The sequence below is a fragment of the Stenotrophomonas sp. HMWF003 genome (assembly GCF_003061285.1).
In the GTDB taxonomy this organism is placed as follows: Bacteria; Pseudomonadota; Gammaproteobacteria; order Xanthomonadales; family Xanthomonadaceae; genus Stenotrophomonas; species Stenotrophomonas maltophilia_AP.
Genome location: NZ_QAIW01000002.1, coordinates 1 through 20,714, shown reverse-complemented (window position 1 = coordinate 20,714; position 20,714 = coordinate 1). Strand labels below are relative to the sequence as shown.

Here is a 20,714-nt window from a genome sequence, read left to right as displayed (position 1 = left end):
AGTTCATGCCTGTCCTGGCGAAACAGGCTCCAACAGGGCATCCAAGGTGAACAGGCCATTGCCCTTGTCGTGGGCCAGGCGATCCAGGAACGTGATGACGCCGGCGCCGCCGTTCCCGAACGTGCAGCTGATCTTGGTGGAGGTCCCCGCCGGGAAGCAGATCCCCGATTCCTTGTCCATTTCGAACAGCGCCAAGCCTTGGGCGGCCCGCCAGGCAAGTCGGCGGTAACTCTCATCCCCAAGCATCTGCGCGGCATCCAGCAGATAGTGGCCAAGCCCGGCCAAGCCAAGGAACAGGTCGCAGCTGGCGGTGTATTTCTGTGCAACGGTGGCCTTCACACTGTCCAGGAAAGTGCCGTACCGGCCATCTCCGGTCACCTTGAACAGGCGCAGCGCCACCGATGCCACACCTGCCGTTCCCATACCCAGATAGGGATAAAGGATCGTGCTGCTTTCGGCAGTATCCTCGGCAAAGCCCAACATGCCCTGCAGGGATCGACCACAGGCGATGTCAAAGTCCAAGGCGTCCCGTGCCGTCTGCAGGTAACCTCCCTGCGGCGCGGCGTGGTGAAGATAAAGAAGGAACAACGCGATGCCACTGCCGCCGCGATGCAGGCCGGTTCCCACCACGCCTTGCGCATCTTCCCCCCAGCAGATCCCGGCGTCGCGGGCGATCGCCGTGGCCTGCAGAGCCTTGCCCACACGTTCGGCTTCGCGCAGGTAACGCTCCTCCGCGGTGGCCTGCCAGAGCTTCAGGCAGGTCAACCCGAAACCCGCGTAGCCGTACCCCAGGGTCATGTCCTGATAAAGCAGAGGCAAACCGCTGGCACGGCGCAATGTGCTTGCTGCCTCGGCCAGCCGGCCGACGCTACACTGCAGCCAGGCAAGCCCGCACAAGCCATTCAGCAGTCCAGGCAGATGGTTGCCGCTCCTGCCCAGGCGTTCCAGCCAGTCCATCAGCCCATCCGGCACGGTCCCCTCCACCTGCTGCCAGGCCAATGCAATGCCGCCAGCGCCATGGTCGAGCGCGATGAGGTCCTTGCTATGCGCATCGAGTGGGAACGGACGCCAGGCATGGCTGAGGTCCATGCTCTGCCGCATGTAAGCCATCGCACCTTGAACTACCGGTGCAAGGTCGCGCATCTGCGTTTGCTCGGGGGCGACATCGAATGCCCGGATGGAGCTCATATCCATTCCACGCAACAGGGCGATGCACGCATCAAGATCGGGATCGGCCTGCTGCAACAGTCGCTGAAGGCAATCGACGAATGCCGCCGGGAGGCCGATGTCCTGCTCAAGCGCATGCAGCGCGCGCTCGGCATAGTGATCCATCACGTCCAGTGCCAATGAACTGGGCGACAGCAGCGAAAGCAGTACGCATCCCAGCGCGTAGATGTCGTCTTCGGGCTTGGCGCAGGTGCGCTCTCGCCGCGCCTTCGACCGGAACCCCGGCGTATAGATATTAATGGGATGGTCCAGGCCGGACTCATATGCACCCTCGAAATCGATCAACCGGACGGTCATCGTTTCGGCGTCCACGATGATGTTGTTCGTCGACAGATCACCGAACACGATGCCACGGCGATGCAGTTCCCGGACTTTGCCGATCAAGTCGATGCCGATGTCGGCGGCGCGGGATATCCACTGCTCGACCTCCTGCCGGGTCGAGCCCGGATAAAGTGCACGGGTCGAATACAGGCTATAGCTTCGCAGCGTCTCGCCTGCGATCTTCTCCTGAACCAGGAACGTGTGTTCCCATTCCACAAACCACCCAAGCGCCTTGGGCGCGATCGCGGTGTCTTCGAGCGACATCAGGATCCGCTGCTCCTTCTGCAGCCGGCTCAGCGAGTCGATGCCGTCCACTTCGGCGTCCACGAAGGGCCGTGCTTCCTTGATCACCACCGCCAGGTTGTCGCTGATCCGCCTGCCCGCATAGACCCCGCCTGCGTTGGAGAACTTCAGTACCGATTCCACCTCATACTGCTGCCCGAACAGAGTGTCGTGCTCCTCTTCTTCCTGCTGTGGCGGCGCCTGGCCCCATTGTTTGTCCTCAATGAAGGCTGGCACATTGAAATGGGGGAGCCGCTGGTCTTCGATGTAGGCGAAGGAAGCATCCAGAATCATGCTGGTTTCCTTCCCCATCGCATCCTGGACGGTGAAAGAGCGAAATCCTCCGTAACGATAGAAGACAGCGCCTGAGTCCTTGTATTGCCTGTCGGAAAGAATGTAGGGACCGCGCACGTCGCGCAGCGCGTGGTAAAGCGCCTCGAGCAACTCTTCGAAGACCTCGACTGTCTGCGGGTAGATCGTGATGAATTTGCCGCCGGATTGGCGGGCGGCGGACTTTGACAGCAGCTTCCGGTGAATGAACTCGTCACTGGCGAATTTGAATTCCGTGGCACGAGCCGCGCAGATGTCGGTCACTGCCGGGAGCACGGAAGCAGCATCCTTAAGGGTGCAGCTGATATGAATCTTCCACCCCTGAGTAATCTGCTTTTGGACCGGCGCGGCGACATACGTCCAGAAATGATCCTTTACCAGGCGCCAGAGCGGCGGAAGGCAGGGCCGCACATGGTCGCAGTAGGTGTCCTTGGGCGTGTATTTGTCGAACGGCACAAAAAATTCGGGATGCACGTTCAGATCGGGAGCATTCACCTGATTCAAGACGACCTCGCACGGACATGCCCGAGCGCGCGCGAAAGGCGTACGCAGCACTGGACAGGAGTATTGAAGCGGCGCGTTCGCGTAGCCGATATGGCCCGCGCAACCGGGGCGAAAACCGCACGACCAGATAGTCGTGCGGCCTGCGATCTTCGTTTACGGCATCAGGCGATGCCGGGCGGAGATATCAGGAGACTTCTTCGACGGTTTTCACACAGTCATTGCTGAAAGTGCTCCATTCGTCCTTGGTCACACCGTTACAACCTTCGCTGGTGGTGCTCCACGCTGCCAGGCCGCCGCTGACGCCCTCCAGTTCCTGCAGTGCGAGAACCTTCATCTTCGCCGACGGATTGGCCGACTTGAATTCCTTGCTCATGATTCACCTTCCAATAGTGTGTTGATACCGATGCGGCAATGCCGCTCCATGAGTTCCAGTGTGCACGCTGCAAACTCACCGTCATATTTATTTGCTGTTAATTAAGTTGTCAATAGCCATATTGAATTGAATCTTGAACCTGACACCCAGATTGCTGCCATGGGCAAAGGGCCGGCGTGAAACGCTGCGCAATGGCGCTAATTTTGTTGCACGGCAGTAATTCACGATCAAACACGTGCCGCGCCCGGACATTAGGTTTTGTGTCGCACATCACAACATCACGCCCAAGAGTCACTGCGGCCCCGCCGGTGACACGATGATGCGATAGCTTTGAACGCCGCAAGAAGTAACGTCGGACGCTGCAGCTTGGCGTTTCAGGATGAGGTGGATGCCGGCGTGATCGGATCAGCCACGCATGGCGTGGCTCTGGCTGCGGAAGGACCGCGCGCCGGTTTACTGCTTGGCGGTGGCTGCCTGCGGGAGGGACTCGACGACGTTGCCCTGGTCATCCATGAAGGCCAGCGCGGGCTCGCCGCCGGGGCTGACGGTCATCATGATGCGCGGTCGACCCGCGGCATCGGCCAGGATCAGCGCCGAGGAATCGCCGCGGGTACGGCCCACGAACAGGCGTTGGGTCTGTTCGCCGCCGGCGTCCTTCCACTTCTGCCGCAGGGCCTGCTTTTCCGGGCCCGCCGGCGCGGCCTGGTACTGCTGGTAGAGCGCGTCATAGTCTTTGTGCAGGCCGCGGTCGTAGACCGACAACCCGGTTTCCATGTGGCCATTGACTTCGTAGTGGTGCACTGCCAGTTGCTGGTCGCCGCCGAAGCGGTCCATCGACAGGTGTACGCCACCGCTGGGCTTGCCCTTCTCATCCAGTTTGCCGTCGTAGATCAGGCCGCCCACCTCATCCCCCACGCCGTTGTAGAACAGCATGCCCGGCATGGCGCCCCGGCCGCTCTTGAGCTCCTTGCCGTCCACGACCGGCTCCGGCAGCTGCCCACGCGCGGCGATGACCATGGAACGGCCGCCGTCGGCACCGACGATGTTGATCCTGGCCACGTCGATTTGGTCGAACGTGGCGCGCGACGGCGGTGTGCGTGCGCCCATCAACGCCAGTGCGCCGCCCACGGTGAGCACCCCGCCAAGCACCAGCTTCAGCAGCCGGTTCTGGGTACGCAACTGGTGGAACAGCGCGGCCGCCGCATCATCCTCGACACCTTTCCCGGTTGCCGGCCCGGTAGCCGGCATGACGTGCTTGACCATCCTTCACTCCTTGTGTGGCTCGATCCATTGCGGCACGGCCGCTCCCTGCGGTGTTCACGCCGATGCGTGAGACGCTTGCAGGCATGCTCGACCGAGGCCTACGCCATCGTCAAGGGCCGTTCTTCAGGAGAAGGTCCGCAACGTTCGCCGCCCAGCAACAACAAGGCCCGCATTCGCGGGCCTTGGCGGAGAGCACGGACGCAGCAACGAGGCTCAGCTGATCAAGCGCAGCCGCAGTTCCTTGGGCAGCGCGAACACCATCGATTCCGGCTCGCCGTCGAGTTCGCCGACGCCGGTGGCACCCAGTTCCTTCAAGCGTGCGATCACGCCGTCCACCAGCACCTGCGGTGCCGAGGCGCCAGCGGTCAGGCCGATGTGCTTCTTGCCTGCCACCCATGCCGGGTCGATTTCGTGGGCGCCGTCGATCAGGTACGACTCCACGCCTTCACGGCGCGCCAGTTCACTGAGGCGGTTGGAGTTGGAGCTGTTCGGCGAGCCCACCACCAGCACCAGGTCGCAACGCTGGGCCAGGTCGCGCACGGCGTCCTGGCGGTTCTGGGTGGCGTAGCAGATGTCGTCGTTCTTCGGCCCCTGCATCGCCGGGAAGCGCGCACGCATGGCCTCGATGATGCCGCGCGTGTCATCCACCGACAGCGTGGTCTGGGTGGTGTAGGCGAAGTTTTCCGGCTGCTCGATCTCCAGCGTGGCCACGTCGTCGACGTCTTCCACCAGGTAGATCCGGCCGGTGCCGCGCTCGCGGTTCCACTGGCCCATGGTGCCTTCCACTTCCGGGTGGCCGGCGTGGCCGATCAGCACCACGTCGCGGCCGGCGCGGCAGTGGCGGGCCACTTCCAGGTGCACCTTGGTGACCAGCGGGCAGGTGGCATCGAACACTTTCAGGCCACGGCGCTCGGCTTCCTGGCGCACGGCCTGGGACACGCCGTGGGCGCTGAAGATGACGGTGTTGTCGTCGGGCACTTCGTCGAGTTCCTCGACGAAGATCGCGCCGCGCGCCTTCAGGTCATCCACCACGAAACGGTTGTGCACGACCTCGTGGCGCACGTAGATCGGCGCCCCAAGGGTCTCGATCGCGCGCTTGACGATCTCGATCGCACGATCGACACCGGCACAGAAACCACGCGGATTGGCGAGCAACACGTCCATCGGTCAGATACTCCGGCCGGCACGCGGCCGGTTGATTGCAGGAAACAGGAGGGAATTATCCCGCTTTTTTCTCGGACTTGCCGTCGAACAGGCCAAACACAGCGATCCCGACCGCCCCGACCACGATCGCCGCGTCGGCGATGTTGAACGAAGGCCAGTAATGGTCACCGATGTGCCACTGGATGAAGTCCACCACGTGGCCGTGCATCAGCCGGTCGATCACGTTGCCGATCGCCCCGCCGATGACCAGCGCGTAAGGCACCGCGCTGCGCCAGTGGGCACGGGCGGTGCGCGACAGCCAGAACGCCATCAGGCCGCTGATGCCCACCGCCAGCGCGGTGAAGAACCACAGCTGCCAGCCACCGGCATCGCTCAGGAAGCTGAATGCCGCACCGGTGTTGTAGGTGCGGAACCAGTTCCAGAAGCCCTCGATGACCACCACCGGCTGGTACTCGGGCAGGCTGGACAGCACCCAGGCCTTGCTCCACTGGTCCAGGCCGATGATCGCCACCGACAGCAGCAGCCACACCAACGCATTGGGACGCGGACGGACGGCGCTCATCAGAACCACCGCCGATCTTCGCCGGCACCGTCGATGTTGGTCACGCAGCGACCGCACAGTTCCGGATGGGCCGCCACCGTGCCCACATCGGCACGGTAATGCCAACAGCGCACGCACTTGGTTTTTTCAGTCGGCTGCGCACTGACAAACACCTCATCGGTGGTCGCCGGGCGCACCTGCACATCGCCACTGATCAGCAGGAAGCGCAGTTCGTCAGCCAGCGGCTGCCAGCGGGCGGCGGTGTCCGCGTCGGCGGCGACGGTGATCTCCGCTTCCAGCGCTGCACCGATGGCACCGTTGGCGCGCATCGGCTCGAGCACCTTGGACACCTGCTCGCGCAGGGCCAGCAGCTGGTCGAAATCGGCGGCGGTGAGCGGCGCGTCAGCCGGCAGCGGTTCCAGACCGTCGTACCAGGTGGCAAACAGCACGTTGTCCTTGCGTTCGCCCGGCAGGTAGCCCCACAGCTCGTCGGCGGTGAAGCTCAGGATCGGGGCGATCCAGCGGGTGAACGCTTCGGCGATGTGGTACATCGCGGTCTGCGCCGAGCGGCGGCCGCGCGAGTCCACCGGCATGGTGTACAGCCGGTCCTTGGTGACATCCAGGTACAGCGAGCCCAGGTCGACGCTGCAGAAATTCAGCAGCAGCTGCACGATCTCGGCCATGGTGTAGCTGGTGTAGGCGGCCTTGATCTTCTCCTGCACCTCGAAGGCGCGATGCACGATCCAGCGGTCCAGCGCGACCATGTCGGCCGGTGCCACCCGATGCTGGGCCGGGTCGAAGCCGTCCAGGTTGCCCAGCAGGAAGCGCGCGGTGTTGCGCAGGCGCCGGTAGGCGTCGGCATTGCGCTTGAGGATCTCCTGCGACAGCGACATTTCATTGCTGTAGTCGGCCGAGGCGATCCACAGGCGCAGGATGTCCGCGCCCAACGTCTTCATGATGTCCTGCGGCTCGATGCCGTTGCCCAGCGACTTGGACATCTTGCGGCCCTTCTCATCCACGGTGAACCCGTGGGTGAGGCACTGCTTGTACGGGGCGTGCTTGTCGATCGCCACGCCGGTCAGCAGCGAGGACTGGAACCAGCCGCGGTGCTGGTCCGAGCCTTCCAGGTACAGGTCGGCCGGCTTGCCGAAGCCTCGCGCCAGCAGCACGCCTTCGTGGGTCACGCCGGAATCGAACCACACATCCAGGATGTCGGTGACCTTCTCGTACTGCGCGGCGTCGTCGCCGAGCAGCTCGGCGCTGTCCAGCGAATACCAGACGTCGATGCCGCCCTGCTCCACGCGGTCGGCCACCTGCTGCATCAGTTCAACGGTACGCGGGTGCGGCTCGCCGGTTTCGCGGTGGGTGAACATCGCGATCGGCACGCCCCAGGTGCGCTGGCGGCTGATGCACCAGTCCGGGCGCCCTTCGACCATGCCGCCGATGCGGGCCTTGCCCCAGCTCGGGAACCAGCCGACGTTGTCGATGGCGGCCATCGCATCGCTGCGCAGGTTGGCCTTGTCCATCGAGATGAACCACTGCGGGGTGGCGCGGAACACCACCGGCGTCTTGTGGCGCCAGCAGTGCGGGTAGCTGTGCACGATCTCGACGAAGGCCAGCAGCGCACCGGACGCACGCAGCGCGTCGACGATCAGCGGCTGCGCCTTCCACAGGTGCACGCCGGCCAGTTCGACATCGCCAGCCGGCGGGGTCGAAGACAGGTACACGCCGCGGCCGTCGACCGGGTTGATCTGGCCTGCGTTGTACTTCTCCATCAGCCCGTACTGCTGGCTGACCACGAAGTCTTCCTGGCCGTGGCCGGGGGCGGTGTGCACCGCGCCGGTACCGTCTTCATCGGAGACGTGGTCGCCGTTGAGGAGCGGGATGTCGCGGGTGGGATAGAACGGATGGGCCAGCAGCAGGTTTTCCAGCGCCGCGCCGGTGGCACGACCGTGCACGACCAGGCCTTCCACGCCGTAGCGCTGCAGCGAACGCTCGGCCAGTGCGGCGGCCAGCACCAGCCAACGGCGCGCGCCGTTGTGGGCCGGGCCTTCGGCCAGCACGTACTCGATTTCCGCACCGAGCGACACCGCCAGCGAGGCCGGCAGCGTCCACGGGGTGGTGGTCCAGATCGGCACGGCCACCTCGACACCGGCCGGCAGGGTCGCGCCGAAGCACGCGGCCAGCTGCTCGGAATCACGCGCGGCGTAGGCCACGTCGATCGCCGGCGAGGTCTTGTCCTGGTATTCGATTTCCGCTTCCGCCAGCGCCGAGCCGCAGTCGAAGCACCAATGCACCGGCTTGGCGCCGCGCACGATGTGACCGTTGGCGAACACCTTGGACAGCGCGCGGATTTCATTGGCCTCGAAATCGAAGCTCAGCGTCTTGTACGGGTTGTCCCAATCGCCGATCACGCCCAGGCGCTTGAAGTCGCGGCGCTGCAGCTCGATCTGCTCTTCGGCGAATTCGCGGCACTTCTGGCGGAACTGCTCGGCGTCCAGCTTGACCCCGACCTTGCCCCACTTCTTCTCGACCGCGATCTCGATCGGCAGGCCGTGGCAATCCCAGCCCGGCACGTAGGGCGCATCGAAGCCGGCCAGGTAGCGCGACTTGACGATGATGTCCTTGAGGATCTTGTTGACCGCATGGCCCAGGTGGATCTGGCCGTTGGCATAGGGCGGGCCGTCGTGCAGCACGAACAGCGGGCGACCCTGCGCGTTGTCGCGCAGGCGGGCGTACAGGCCCTCGTCTTCCCAGCGCGACAGAATGCCCGGCTCGCGCTTGGGCAGGTCGCCGCGCATCGGGAATTCGGTTGCCGGCAGATGAAGGGTGGCTTTGTAGTCCTGGCTCACGCAGTGGCTCGCAATCTGTGTTCGGAAAGGATGTGACGCGCCTGTTCGGCGTCACGGTGCATCTGGTCGGTCAACGCGGCCAGATCTTGGAACTTCTCTTCGTCGCGCAGCTTGGCGACGAATTCCACTTCAATATGACGACCGTACAGGTCGCCCTGGAAATCGAACAGGTGCGCTTCCAGCAGCGGCTCCACGCCGTCCACGGTGGGACGGGTGCCGAAGCTGGACACCGACGGCCACGGCTGGTCGAACACGCCGTGCACCCAGGTGGCGTAGATGCCCGACAGCGCCGGGGTCTTGGGGAAGCGCAGGTTGGCCGTCGGGAAGCCCAGCGTACGGCCCAGCTGGCGCCCGCGCACCACCCGGCCCCCGATCGAATACGGGCGGCCGAGCAGGTCGTTGGCGTGGGTGAAGTTGCCCTCGCGCAACAGCTGGCGGATGCGGGTGCTGGAAATGCGCTCGCCGTGCAGGTCCACCGGTTCGATTTCCCCCGCCGCAAAGCCCCGCTCCGCGCCCATGGCCTGCAGCAGCGCCAGGTCGCCGCGACGGCGGTTGCCGAAGCAGAACTCCGGCCCGATCCAGACTTCCCGCGCACTCAGGCGCTGCACCAGCAGCTGCTGGACGAAGTCTTCGGCCTGCATGGCGGCCATGCGCGCATCGAAGCGCAGCAGGCCCACCGCATCCACGCCCAGTTCGTTGAGCATGGCCACTTTGTCGCGGGCCAGGGTCAGCCGCGGCGGCGGCTCGCCCTGGGCGAAGTACTCGCGCGGCAACGGTTCGAACGCCACCGCCACGGCGGCCACGCCCAACGCGCGCGCACGCGCCACCGCATGCCGCACCAACGCACGATGGCCGAGATGCAGGCCGTCGAATGCGCCGATGGAGACCACGCTTCCGTGCGGGAACAGCGGCCCGCCTTCAATGCTTCTGAACAACCTGCTCATCAACTGGGAATCCGGCCCACCAGGGCCGATAGAGTGCAAGGGATAGCCATGAAGTATAGCCGGGGTGTCCATGGATCAATGCTCGCGCAGGTGGCGCGGGCGGAACCCCATCGCCACCAGGGCCACCAGGTAGGTCAGGCCGCCGCCGCCGACAAGCAGCGCGAGGTTGCCCATCCGGTGCCATTTGTCCATCTCGGTGAAGCCGGACATGCCGTGCAGCAGGGCCAGCAGCACCGCCACCATGGCCGCGCAGGCCAGGCCCAGGCGGGTCACGTAGCCGGCCCAGCCGGGCTTGCGCTGGTACACATCGGTCTTGCCCAGCCAGTACCAGAGCAGGCCAAGGTTCAGGTAACTGGACAGCGCGCTGGCGATGCCCAGCGCCAGATGCAGGCCCGGCTGCTTGCCCAGCGCGACCCACACGCCCTGCGATTTCAGTTCATCCGGCACCATCACCTGGTACAGCACGGCCAGCAGGAGGAAGTTGAAGACCATGTTGGCCACCAGCGCGACGATACCGGCGCGGACCGGGGTGCGGGTGTCCTGGCGTGCGTAGAACGCCGGCAGCACCACCTTGAGCAGCGCGAACGCCGGCAGGCCGAAGCTCAGGCCGTACACCGACAACGCGGTCATGCGGGTGTCGAAGGCGGTGAACTCCTTGTACTGGAACAGCGTGGCGATCAGCGGCTCGGCCAGCAGCACCAGGCCCAGCATGGCCGGCACCGAAATCAGCAGGGTCGTGCGCAGGCCCCAGTCCAGCGCGCTGGAGAAGCCGGCCTTGTCGGTGCTGACGTGGTGGCGGGCCAGCGCCGGCAGGATCACCGTGCCCAGCGCGACGCCGAACACGCCCAGCGGCAGCTCCAGGAAGCGGTCGGCCAGCGACAGCCAGGACTGCGAGCCGTCGGTCAGCTTGGCGGCGATCACGGTATCCAGCAGCAGGTTGATCTGGGCCACCGAGGAGCCGAACAGGGTCGGCACCATCAGGGTGAGTACCTTGCGCACGCCCGGATGCCGCCAGCCCCAGCGCGGCAGGGTCAGCAGGTTGATGCCCTTCAGCGAGGGCAGCTGGAACAGCAGCTGCAGCAGGCCCGCCGCCAGCACCGCCCAGCCCAGCGCCAGGATCTGCTTCTCCGGGGTGCCGCCCAGCCGGGGCGCCAGCCACACCGCGCCGGCGATCATGCACAGGTTGAGGATGACCGGGGTCAGCGCCGGCATCGCAAAGCGCTGGAAGCTGTTGAGGGCGCCGCCCGCCAGCGCGGTCAGCGACACGAACAGCAGGAACGGGAAGGTCAGCCGGAACAGGTCCACCAGCAGGCCATGCTTGGCCGGGTCGGTGTCCACCCCGCTGGAGAACAGGGTCGCCAGTTGCGGCGCGAAGATCAGCGCCAGCGCGGTGACCAGCATCAACACGCCGCCCAGGGTGCCGGCCACCCGCGACATCAACTCGCGCAGCTCGGCGTGGGGGCGGGTTTCCTTCACTTCCGTGAACACCGGCACGAAGGCGGTGGCGAACGAGCCCTCCGCGAACAGCCGGCGGAGGAAGTTGGGCACCCGGAAGGCCACCCAGAAGGCATCGGTCACCGCATTGGTGCCGAACGTGGTGGTGATGACCTGGTCGCGAACCAGCCCCAACACCCGCGAAATCATGGTCATGCTGCTGAAAGACAGCAGACCCCGCAACATCCTTGGTGAACTCACCCGTGTTCCCTCTTGACAATTGACTTGACGTACATTTTTCGAGCCATCATACTTTCCAGCTTGCTGTTCCCATTACACCGATTTTTCAGGAAACCACCACTGTGGCCAATATCAAGTCCGCCAAGAAGCGCGCCAAGCAGACCGTCGTGCGCAACGCGCGCAATACGGCTCAGCGTTCGATGCTGCGCACCGCTGTCAAGAAGGTGATCAAGGCTCTGGATGCCAATGACGCCGCCGGCGCCGAGGCAGCCTTCGCTGTTGCCCAGCCGATCCTCGACCGTTTCAGCTCGCGTGGTCTGATCCACAAGAACAAGGCCGCTCGCCACAAGAGCCGCCTGACCGCGCGCATCAAGGCCATCAAGGCCGCCTGATACGGCGCTGCGGGTGTCGTAGAGCCACGCCACGCGTGGCTTCGACCCAGCCGCAGAAAAAGACCCGGCCCCGGCCGGGTTTTTTGTTGCCCGCAGATCCGTAACGCCAGATTCTGCCCGGCTGGACGCAAGCCGGGCCGTAGCGCCGGGCTCTGCCCGGCTGCACTTCGCGGCGATATCAGGAACGTCGAACGCCAGCCGGGCCGTAGCGCCGGGCTCTGCCCGGCTGCCCTTCGCGGCGATATCAGGAACGTTGGACGCCAGCCGGGCAGAGCCCGGCTCTACTAGGCGCTGCGCGGGCGCACCACAGAAAAACCCGGCCGCAGCCGGGTTGTTCAGGGGCGCGCGGAGGCGCTCAGTACGCATCGCGCGCTTGCGCCTCGTCTTCCTTCTGGCGATCGAAGAAGGCCATGATGTTGGTCATGATCGGCCAGGTGCCTTCACGGCCCAGCGCCGAGACCAGGTACCACGGCTGGGTCCAGCCCAGCTCGGCGACGATCTTCTCGGCCGCGGCCCTGGCCTCGTCCTCGAACATCAGGTCGGCCTTGTTCAGCACCAGCCAGCGCGGCTTGTCCAGCAGCTCCGGATCGTGCTTTTCCAGCTCGCGCTCGATCGCACGGACCTGCTCGATCGGCGACACACCTTCCACGCCACCTTCCATCGGCGAGATGTCCACCAGGTGCAGCAACAGCCGGGTGCGCTGCAGGTGGCGCAGGAACTGCGCGCCCAGGCCGGCACCATCGGCCGCCCCTTCGATCAGGCCGGGAATGTCGGCGATGACGAAGCTGCGGTAATTTTCAACGCGCACCACACCCAGGTTCGGGTACAGCGTGGTGAACGGGTAATCGGCCACCTTCGGGGTGGCAGCGGACACGGCACGGATCAGCGTGCTCTTGCCGGCATTCGGGAAGCCCAGCAGGCCCACGTCGGCCAGCAGCTTCAGCTCCAGCTTGAGCAGGCGCTCTTCACCCTCTTCGCCCGGCAGCGCCTGGCGCGGCGAACGGTTGGTGGAGCTCTTGAAGTGCATGTTGCCCAGGCCGCCGCGGCCGCCCTTGGCCACCAGCAGGCGGTCGTCGTGCTGGGTCAGGTCGCCGATGACTTCATCGGTGGCCACGTTCATGACCACGGTGCCGACCGGCACGGTGATGACCAGGTCTTCGCCGCCCTTGCCGTAGGCCTGGCGGCCCATGCCGTTCTCACCACGCTGCGCCTTGAAGATGCGCTCGTGGCGGAAGTCGACCAGGGTGTTCAGGTTGGCGTCGGCGCGGATCCAGACGTTGCCGCCATTGCCACCATCGCCACCGTCCGGGCCGCCCAGCGGAATGAACTTCTCGCGACGGAAACCGACGCAGCCGTTGCCGCCATTGCCGGCGGTGACCTGGATTTCTGCTTCGTCTACAAGTTTCATGATTCTGGATGCCAACTGGAGGCGGCGGGCAGCGGATGCACCCGACCGCAGAGTCTAACGTCCCCGGTACATTCCGTGGACGGTGGCGGGAAGGATCCCCACCCATGTTCGAACAAAAACAAAAAACAAAAACCCCGCCGAAGCGGGGCTTTCGTCAGCGGCCCCACGCGCTAGGCGTGGGCGCCTGCGTATCGCGAAGATCAGGCTTCGGCGACGACGCTGACGGTACGACGCTTCTTCGGGCCCTTGACCGAGAACTCCACCTTGCCGTCGACGAGCGCGAACAGGGTGTGGTCACGGCCGAGGCCAACGCCGCTACCCGGGTGGAACTGGGTGCCGCGCTGACGCACGATGATGTTGCCGGCATCGATGGCCTGGCCACCGAAGATCTTGACGCCGAGGTACTTCGGGTTGGAGTCGCGACCGTTGCGCGAAGAGCCTACGCCTTTTTTATGTGCCATGACTGGTTCTCCTTATTACTTGCTGCCACCGGCAATGCCGGTGATCTCGATTTCGGTGTAGTACTGACGGTGACCCTGGCGCTTCATGTGGTGCTTGCGGCGACGGAACTTGATGATCCGGACCTTGTCAGCACGACCCTGGGACACGACCTTGGCAGTGACCGAAGCGCCGCTCAGAGCGTCGCCCAGCTTGATGCCGTCGCTGTCACCCAGCATCAGGATGGTGTCGAACGTGATCTCGTTGCCGACGTCGGCTTCGAGTTTTTCGACGCGGAGCGTTTCGCCCTGCGCCACGCGGTATTGCTTACCGCCGGTTACCAGTACTGCGTACATGACCAGACTTCCTCTGTAGTTATTGTGGTCTATGGACTGCCGCCATCGAGGGCAGACAGAAGCGGGATTTTAATGACTGGTAGTGGGTCGGGTCAAGTCACCCCCGCCCTTGCCCTGTCTGGGGCTGAATCCTGTTCAGGTAACGCCCCGGCAGGTCTCAGGCGGTGAGACCCGGGGCTGGCAATGTGCGCGATTGCCCCCAAATCCCAAGCTCGGTAGGCTGACCGATTGCCGTCTCCGCTTGCCCCACCCGCTTGCCGGCCCTCCGGGCCAGAGCCCCACAACGGATCCCCCATGGCGATGGATTTCATCCGCATCCGCGGCGCGCGGACGCACAACCTCAAGAACATCGATCTCGACCTGCCCCGCGACAAGCTGATTGTCATCACCGGCCTGTCCGGCTCGGGCAAGTCCTCGTTGGCGTTCGACACCATCTACGCTGAAGGCCAGCGCCGCTACGTGGAATCGCTGTCGGCGTACGCCCGGCAGTTCCTGAGCGTGATGGAAAAGCCGGACCTGGACCACATCGAGGGCCTGTCCCCGGCGATCTCGATCGAGCAGAAGTCGACCTCGCACAACCCGCGTTCCACCGTGGGCACCATCACCGAGATCTACGACTACCTGCGCCTGCTGTACGCCCGCGTCGGCAGCCCGCGCTGCCCCGACCACGGCTACCCGCTGGAAGCCCAGACGGTCAGCCAGATGGTCGACCACGTGCTCAGCCTGGACGCCGAGCAGCGCTACATGCTGCTGGCCCCGGTGATCCGCGAGCGCAAGGGCGAGCACGCCCAGGTGTTCGACCAGCTGCGCGCGCAGGGTTTCGTGCGCGTGCGCGTGGACGGCGTCCTGCATGAAATCGACGCGGTACCGCCGCTGGCGCTGCGCCAGAAGCACACCATCGAGGCGGTGATCGACCGCTTCCGCCCGCGCGAGGACATCAAGCAGCGCCTGGCCGAGAGCTTTGAAACCGCCCTGAAGCTGGGCGACGGCATGGTTTCGGTGCAGTCGCTGGATGTGGAGGACGCGCCCGCGCATCTGTTCTCGTCCAAGTACAGCTGCCCGGTCTGCGACTACTCGCTGCCGGAGCTGGAACCGCGCCTGTTCTCGTTCAACTCGCCAGTGGGCGCCTGCCCGGGCTGCGACGGGCTGGGCATGGCCGAGTTCTTCGACCCCTCCCGCGTGGTGGTGCACCCGGAGCTGTCGCTGTCGGCCGGTGCCGTGCGCGGCTGGGACCGCCGCAATGCGTACTACTTCCAGCTGATCGCCTCGCTGGCCAAGCACTACAAGTTCGACACCGACGCGGCCTGGCAGACCCTGCCCGAGGACGTGCGCCAGGCCGTGCTGTACGGCAGCGGCGAAGAGACCATCACCTTCACCTACTTCACCGAAGCCGGTGGCCGCACCCAGCGCAAGCACCGCTTCGAGGGCATCATTCCGAACCTGGAACGCCGCTACAAGGAAACCGAATCGGCGGCGGTGCGCGAGGAACTGGCCAAGTACATCAGCGAGCGCAACTGCCCCGAATGCCAGGGCCAGCGCCTGAACAAGGCCGCGCGCAACGTGTTCGTGGCCGACCGTGCGCTGCCGGAACTGGTGGTGCTGCCGATCGACGAAGCGCTGAAGTTCTTCAGCGGCATGACCCTGCCCGGCTGGCGCGGCGAGATCGCCGGCAAGATCGTCAAGGAGATCGGCGAACGCCTGGGCTTCCTGGTCGACGTGGGCCTGGATTACCTCACCCTGGAGCGCAAGGCCGACACCCTGTCCGGCGGCGAGGCCCAGCGCATCCGCCTGGCCAGCCAGATCGGCGCCGGCCTGGTCGGCGTGATGTATGTGCTCGATGAGCCGTCCATCGGCCTGCACCAGCGCGACAACGAACGCCTGCTCGGCACCCTCACCCGCCTGCGTGACCTGGGCAATACGGTGATCGTGGTCGAGCACGACGAAGACGCCATCCGCCTGGCCGACTACGTGCTGGACATCGGGCCGGGCGCGGGCGTGCATGGCGGCGAGATCGTCGGCCAGGGCACCCTGCAGGACATCCTGGACGCGCCGCGTTCGCTCACCGGGCAGTACCTGTCGGGCAAGCGCGCCATCGAGATTCCCGCGCGCCGGCACAAGCCCAACCCGAAGATGACGCTGCACCTGCGCGGTGCCAGCGGCAACAACCTCAAGGGCGTGGACCTGGACATTCCGTCGGGCCTGCTGACCTGCATCACCGGCGTGTCCGGCTCGGGCAAGTCGACCCTGATCAACGACACCCTGTTCTCGCTGGCTGCCAACGAGATCAACGGCTCCTCGCACGCGATCGCGCCGTACAAGGAGGTCGAAGGCCTGGACCTGTTCGACAAGGTGGTGGACATCGACCAGTCGCCGATCGGCCGCACCCCGCGCTCGAACCCGGCCACCTACACCGGCCTGTTCACGCCACTGCGCGAACTGTACGCACAGGTGCCCGAAGCGCGTGCGCGCGGCTATTCGCCGGGGCGTTTCAGCTTCAACGTGCGTGGTGGCCGCTGCGAAGCGTGCCAGGGCGATGGCCTGATCAAGGTGGAAATGCACTTCCTGCCGGACGTGTACGTGCCCTGCGATGTGTGCCATGGCAAGCGCTACAACCGCGAAACGCTGGAGATCCTGTACAAGGGCTTCAACATCAACGACGTGCTGCAGATGACCGTCGAAGATGCACTGAAGCTGTTCGAGCCGGTGCCGAGCATCGCGCGCAAGCTGGAAACGCTGGTCGACGTGGGCCTGAGCTACATCAAGCTGGGCCAGAGCGCGACCACGCTGTCCGGTGGCGAGGCGCAGCGCGTGAAGCTGTCCAAGGAACTGTCGCGGCGCGATACCGGCCGCACCCTGTACATCCTGGATGAGCCGACCACCGGCCTGCATTTCCACGACATCGAGGCGCTGCTCGGCGTGCTGCACAAGCTGCGCGACGAAGGCAACACGGTGGTGGTGATCGAGCACAACCTGGACGTGATCAAGACCGCCGACTGGATCGTCGATCTGGGGCCGGAAGGCGGCCACCGCGGTGGCACCATCCTGGTCACCGGTACGCCGGAAGACGTGGCGGCCTGCCCGACCTCGTACACCGGCCAGTTCCTGGCCAAGATGCTGCCTTCGATCAGCGCCCGCCCGCAGCAGCCCGCCGCGACGGCCAACAAGCCCGATGCGCGCCCGCCCCGCAAGGCCAAGCCGGAGAAGCCGGCCAAGAAGGCCGCCGCGGCCAAGAGCACCGGCAAGGCCAGCAAGACCAGCACCGCCAGCAAGAAGAAGAAGGACGCCTGATGAGCAGCGAACACAAGATCCTGGCCCGCGTACCGATCAGCGTGCGCTGGCGCGACATGGACAGCATGGGCCACGTCAACAACGCCAAGTACATCTCCTACCTGGAAGAGGCGCGCGTGCGCTGGATGCTGGGCGTGGACGGCGTGTCGATGACCGACCGCATCGCCCCGGTGGTGGCGGCCACCAACGTCAATTACCGCCTGCCGATCGTGTGGCCCAACGACATCGTGGTGGAGCTGTTCGTGGAACGCCTCGGCAACAGCAGCGTCACCATCGGCCATCGCATCGTGGACCAGAAGGACGACGCCAGGCTGTATTCGGACGGCAACGTGGTGGTGGTCTGGATGGACACGCAGACCGGCAAGAGCGCACCGCTGCCGGACGCGATCCGCACCGCGTCCACCTGAAGGTAGTGCCGGCCGCTGGCCGGCAACCTCAAGACCCCGGATGGATGTGCGTGGTTGCCGGCCAGCGGCCGGCACCACCGGGATTTCCTAGGCGCCATTACCGCGTTGTATGCAAAGGATCGCCATGTTTCACCAGACCGATGTCCGCGTGTTGCAGCCGGGGCTCACGCCGTTTCCCGTCGATGTGTTCGCCCCCGACCAGCCCTGGCTGGCCGACCATCTGCTGCCATTGATCGCCATCGACCTGGGCCTGCTGCGGCCGGAACTGGCCGGGAGCGTGGTCACGCTGCTGTGCCCGATCGAACCGTACGAAGGCTGCCTGGGCGATGGCACCGAGGCGCACCACAACGCATTCACCAGCAGCAACTGGCTGGCCTTCGAACTGCAGGCCGACAACCGGCTGCGCTTCCTCGGCAACGAAGGCTATTTCCAGCGCGCGCCGCAGAACAGCGATGTACTGCCAGTCGATGAGGACCTGCGTGAGCACGCCGCGGAAATGCAGGACAGCCATGCCGCGGCCCGTGCGTATTTCCAGCAGCACGGCATGCTGGTCAGCGGCGTAGACGTCGATGACGAAGACGAAGCGCCGCAGCAGCAGGCCTACCTGGACAACCTGGGCGGACCGTTCTGGCACGGCAACTGGACCGACTACAGCACGATCCCGTCGGCATTCCAGATCGAAGACCTGGCCGGCACCACCCAGCGCGGCAGCCTGCACTTCCGCAACGACAGCACGCACCTTCCCGACGACGGCATCCGCATCACGCGCGACGGCGAGCCGTTCTTCCACGTCGCCGATGTCGCGTCCTACAACTGGTGCGCCAGTGGCGCCGACGCGATCCTGATGTTCTATGCGCCGCGCACTCGGACGGTGTTGTTTACCTTCGACTGGTCGTAACGCCGGTCAATCGGGCCTCTGGAGCATCCCATGCCCGCCTCACGGCACCGCTTTGCGTACCTGCAAGGTACCGTCCACCTTGCGCCCATCGTCAAGGCTGAGCCGCAGCGGCAACGCGGCGCCCTCCTTCAAGGCCACTTCCGGTTGCATCAGCATCAGGTGCAGGCCACCGGGTTTCAGCTCGACCGTGGCGCCGGCCGCGATCGGCAGCCGCTCCACTTCGCGCATGCGGCTGATGCCCTCCACCAGCGTCGTTTCATGTAACGACACGTCTCCGAACGCCTTGCTGCCGGCGCCAATCACCACCACCGCGCTGCGGCAGTCGTTGCGGATCGTCCCGTAGCCGGCCGCCATCGGCATCGCCCCCGGCGGCAGCCGCACCCAGCCCTCGCGCACCGACACGCAGGCCGGCTCGGCGGCGGCGGCCGATGTTGCGAGCGCACACAGGCTCAACAATACGCACGCGAATGGTTTGGTTATCATCGCCTCAGTTCCCTGTCCGCAACGAGATCGCAGCATGACGACGCTTATCGAGGTGATCAACCATGGCCCCATCCGCGAACTGCGGCTGGCGCGCCCGCCGGTCAACGCGCTGGACACCGAGTTGTGCCGCCACCTGATCCACGCGATCAACCAGGCCATGGCCGATGACGCGCACGGCATCGTGCTGTCGGGCAGCGAGCGCATCTTCAGCGCCGGCATGGACGTGCCGCACCTGCTCGGCCATGGCGAGGACAAGCACAAGCTGCTCGACAGCTGGCAGGCCTTCTTCGGCGCGGTGCGCACCCTGGCCGAATGCCGGGTGCCGGTGGTGGCCGCGCTGACCGGGCATGCCCCGGCCGGCGGCTGCGTGCTGGCGCTGTGCTGCGATTACCGGGTGCTGGCGCGCAGCCCGGACCCGGCCCAGCCGACGGTGATCGGCCTGAACGAGGTCCAGGTGGGGCTGGTGGCGCCGGAAGGCATCCAGCGCCTGATGCGCCGCGTGGTCGGCCATCACCGCGCCACCCAGTTGCTGGTGGGCGGTGAAATGGTGCCAGCCGGGCGTGCACTGGAGATCGGGCTGGTGGACGAACTGGCCGATGCCACCCAGGTGGTGCCGCGCGCCGTGGCGTGGCTGCAGCGCCTGCTCAAGCTGCCCCGCCAGCCGATGCTGCTGACCCGCGCCATTGCCCGCGCCGACCTGCACGAGGCGCTGCACGCCGACCTGATCCAGCTCGACCGCTTCGTCGAGGCCTGGTACGCCCCGGACGCCCAGCAGGCGCTGCAGCAGCTGGCAGCCCGACTCGGCAAGGCCTGACCGGTGGTGCCGGCCGCTGGCCGGCAACCCCGCACTGCTTCGAAGGCCCCAACCCGGTGGTGCCGGCCGCTGGCCGGCAACCCCGCACTGCTTCTTGACCCGGTAGTGCCGGCCGCTGGCCGGCAACCCCGGACTGCTTCGAAGGCCCCAACCCGGTAGTGCCGGCCGCTGGCCGGCCACCCCGGACTGCTTCGATCGTTCTTCGCCTGGTTACCGGCCAGCGGCCGGCACTACCTTATAATTCGGGCTTGCCCCCTGCAGGTTGCTTCCCTTGTCCGACACGCACGAACCCGTCGTTTCCGAGCTGATCGATCTGCTCACGCTCGAGCGCCTGGAAGACAACCTGTTCCGCGGCCAGAGCCGCGACATCGGGACCAAGTACGTGTTTGGCGGGCAGGTGCTGGGCCAGGCACTGTCGGCCGCGCAGGCCACCGTGGACAACGGTCGCCACGTGCATTCGCTGCACGCCTACTTCCTGCGCGCAGGCAACATCGACCACCCCATCGTCTACGACGTGGACCGCACCCGCGACGGCGGCAGTTTTTCGGTGCGCCGGGTTACCGCGATCCAGCACGGCAAGGTGATCTTCTTCTGCGCGGCCTCGTTCCAGCAGGCCGAACAGGGCGCCGAGCACCAGCACAAGATGCCCGAAGTGCCGCAGCCGGAAGACATCGAACCCAACCGCCCGCTGCCGCCGGAAGTGCTCGAACGCCTGCCGATCAAGGTGCAGCGATGGCTGTCGCGCGGGTAGACGT

The 20,714-nt window shown here is 65.6% G+C and carries 17 protein-coding genes and 1 pseudogene; 6 read left to right on the top strand and 12 right to left on the bottom strand.

Features of this window, described 5'->3' with window-relative positions; genetic code table 11:
- Window positions 1-3: 3 nt before the first annotated feature.
- From lanKC to murJ, 8 genes are all read right to left on the bottom strand, one after another.
- Window positions 4-2,655 carry a class III lanthionine synthetase LanKC gene (lanKC, locus tag DBR34_RS00105; RefSeq protein ID WP_219928188.1) on the bottom strand — a complete coding sequence of 884 codons (2,652 nt, stop codon included), beginning with the start codon at window positions 2,653-2,655 and terminating at the stop codon, window positions 4-6.
- Window positions 2,656-2,848: 193 nt separating this feature from the next.
- Window positions 2,849-3,037: a hypothetical protein gene (locus DBR34_RS00100; RefSeq protein WP_128095198.1), complete on the bottom strand. Its 189-nt coding sequence runs from the start codon at window positions 3,035-3,037 to the stop codon at window positions 2,849-2,851.
- 453 nt (window positions 3,038-3,490) lie between these two features.
- Window positions 3,491-4,300, bottom strand: a complete 810-nt coding sequence (locus DBR34_RS00095; RefSeq protein WP_128095197.1) for a hypothetical protein — start codon at window positions 4,298-4,300, stop codon at window positions 3,491-3,493.
- 213 nt (window positions 4,301-4,513) lie between these two features.
- Window positions 4,514-5,464, bottom strand: coding sequence for a 4-hydroxy-3-methylbut-2-enyl diphosphate reductase (gene ispH / locus DBR34_RS00090; RefSeq protein WP_128095196.1), 951 nt, complete (start codon window positions 5,462-5,464; stop codon window positions 4,514-4,516).
- A gap of 55 nt (window positions 5,465-5,519) precedes the next feature.
- Window positions 5,520-6,026 carry a signal peptidase II gene (gene lspA / locus DBR34_RS00085; protein WP_128095195.1) on the bottom strand — a complete coding sequence of 169 codons (507 nt, stop codon included), beginning with the start codon at window positions 6,024-6,026 and terminating at the stop codon, window positions 5,520-5,522.
- A complete protein-coding gene (gene ileS, locus DBR34_RS00080; RefSeq protein WP_128095194.1) occupies window positions 6,026-8,857 on the bottom strand; it encodes an isoleucine--tRNA ligase in 2,832 nt (943 codons plus the stop codon). Before ileS ends, lspA begins: the two co-directional genes overlap by 1 nt.
- On the bottom strand, window positions 8,854-9,801 hold the full coding sequence (locus tag DBR34_RS00075) for a bifunctional riboflavin kinase/FAD synthetase (protein WP_128095193.1): 948 nt from the start codon (window positions 9,799-9,801) through the stop codon (window positions 8,854-8,856). The genes ileS and DBR34_RS00075 overlap by 4 nt, the downstream gene beginning before the upstream one ends.
- 75 nt (window positions 9,802-9,876) lie before the next feature.
- On the bottom strand, window positions 9,877-11,481 hold the full coding sequence (gene murJ / locus DBR34_RS00070; RefSeq protein ID WP_128095192.1) for a murein biosynthesis integral membrane protein MurJ: 1,605 nt from the start codon (window positions 11,479-11,481) through the stop codon (window positions 9,877-9,879).
- A 116-nt stretch (window positions 11,482-11,597) separates the two neighbouring features.
- On the opposite strand from murJ, the gene rpsT reads away from it, so the two are divergent.
- Entirely contained in the window at window positions 11,598-11,867 is a 270-nt protein-coding gene (gene rpsT, locus DBR34_RS00065) for a 30S ribosomal protein S20 (RefSeq protein ID WP_019184515.1), read from the top strand.
- A 355-nt stretch (window positions 11,868-12,222) separates the two neighbouring features.
- Here rpsT and obgE read toward each other — a convergent pair whose 3' ends face one another.
- The 3 genes from obgE to rplU form a co-directional block, all read right to left on the bottom strand.
- On the bottom strand, window positions 12,223-13,275 hold the full coding sequence (gene obgE / locus DBR34_RS00060; RefSeq protein ID WP_128095191.1) for a GTPase ObgE: 1,053 nt from the start codon (window positions 13,273-13,275) through the stop codon (window positions 12,223-12,225).
- A gap of 200 nt (window positions 13,276-13,475) precedes the next feature.
- Window positions 13,476-13,736, bottom strand: a complete 261-nt coding sequence (gene rpmA, locus DBR34_RS00055) for a 50S ribosomal protein L27 (RefSeq protein WP_038689688.1) — start codon at window positions 13,734-13,736, stop codon at window positions 13,476-13,478.
- 15 nt (window positions 13,737-13,751) lie between these two features.
- Window positions 13,752-14,069, bottom strand: coding sequence for a 50S ribosomal protein L21 (gene rplU / locus DBR34_RS00050; protein ID WP_128095190.1), 318 nt, complete (start codon window positions 14,067-14,069; stop codon window positions 13,752-13,754).
- Window positions 14,070-14,363: 294 nt separating this feature from the next.
- Between rplU and uvrA the strand changes: the two genes are divergently transcribed.
- The 3 genes from uvrA to DBR34_RS00035 all read left to right on the top strand — a co-directional run bounded on the left by uvrA (window position 14,364) and on the right by DBR34_RS00035 (window position 18,662).
- Window positions 14,364-17,357 (top strand): excinuclease ABC subunit UvrA, encoded by a 2,994-nt coding sequence (gene uvrA, locus DBR34_RS00045; protein WP_128095189.1) that lies wholly within the window; start codon window positions 14,364-14,366, stop codon window positions 17,355-17,357.
- On the top strand, window positions 17,357-17,764 hold the full coding sequence (locus tag DBR34_RS00040) for a thioesterase family protein (RefSeq protein ID WP_128095188.1): 408 nt from the start codon (window positions 17,357-17,359) through the stop codon (window positions 17,762-17,764). Before uvrA ends, DBR34_RS00040 begins: the two co-directional genes overlap by 1 nt.
- A gap of 124 nt (window positions 17,765-17,888) precedes the next feature.
- Window positions 17,889-18,662 (top strand): enolase, encoded by a 774-nt coding sequence (locus DBR34_RS00035; RefSeq protein WP_128095187.1) that lies wholly within the window; start codon window positions 17,889-17,891, stop codon window positions 18,660-18,662.
- A 39-nt stretch (window positions 18,663-18,701) separates the two neighbouring features.
- Here the strand turns inward: DBR34_RS00035 and DBR34_RS00030 are convergent, their stop codons facing one another.
- On the bottom strand, window positions 18,702-19,145 hold the full coding sequence (locus tag DBR34_RS00030) for a copper chaperone PCu(A)C (protein WP_128095205.1): 444 nt from the start codon (window positions 19,143-19,145) through the stop codon (window positions 18,702-18,704).
- Between the two features lie 34 nt (window positions 19,146-19,179).
- On the opposite strand from DBR34_RS00030, the gene DBR34_RS00025 reads away from it, so the two are divergent.
- Entirely contained in the window at window positions 19,180-19,959 is a 780-nt protein-coding gene (locus tag DBR34_RS00025) for an enoyl-CoA hydratase/isomerase family protein (protein ID WP_128095186.1), read from the top strand.
- A 271-nt stretch (window positions 19,960-20,230) separates the two neighbouring features.
- Window positions 20,231-20,707 (top strand): annotated as a pseudogene (locus DBR34_RS00020) (acyl-CoA thioesterase domain-containing protein); the annotation flags it as partial.
- Between the last annotated feature and the right edge of the window lie 7 nt (window positions 20,708-20,714).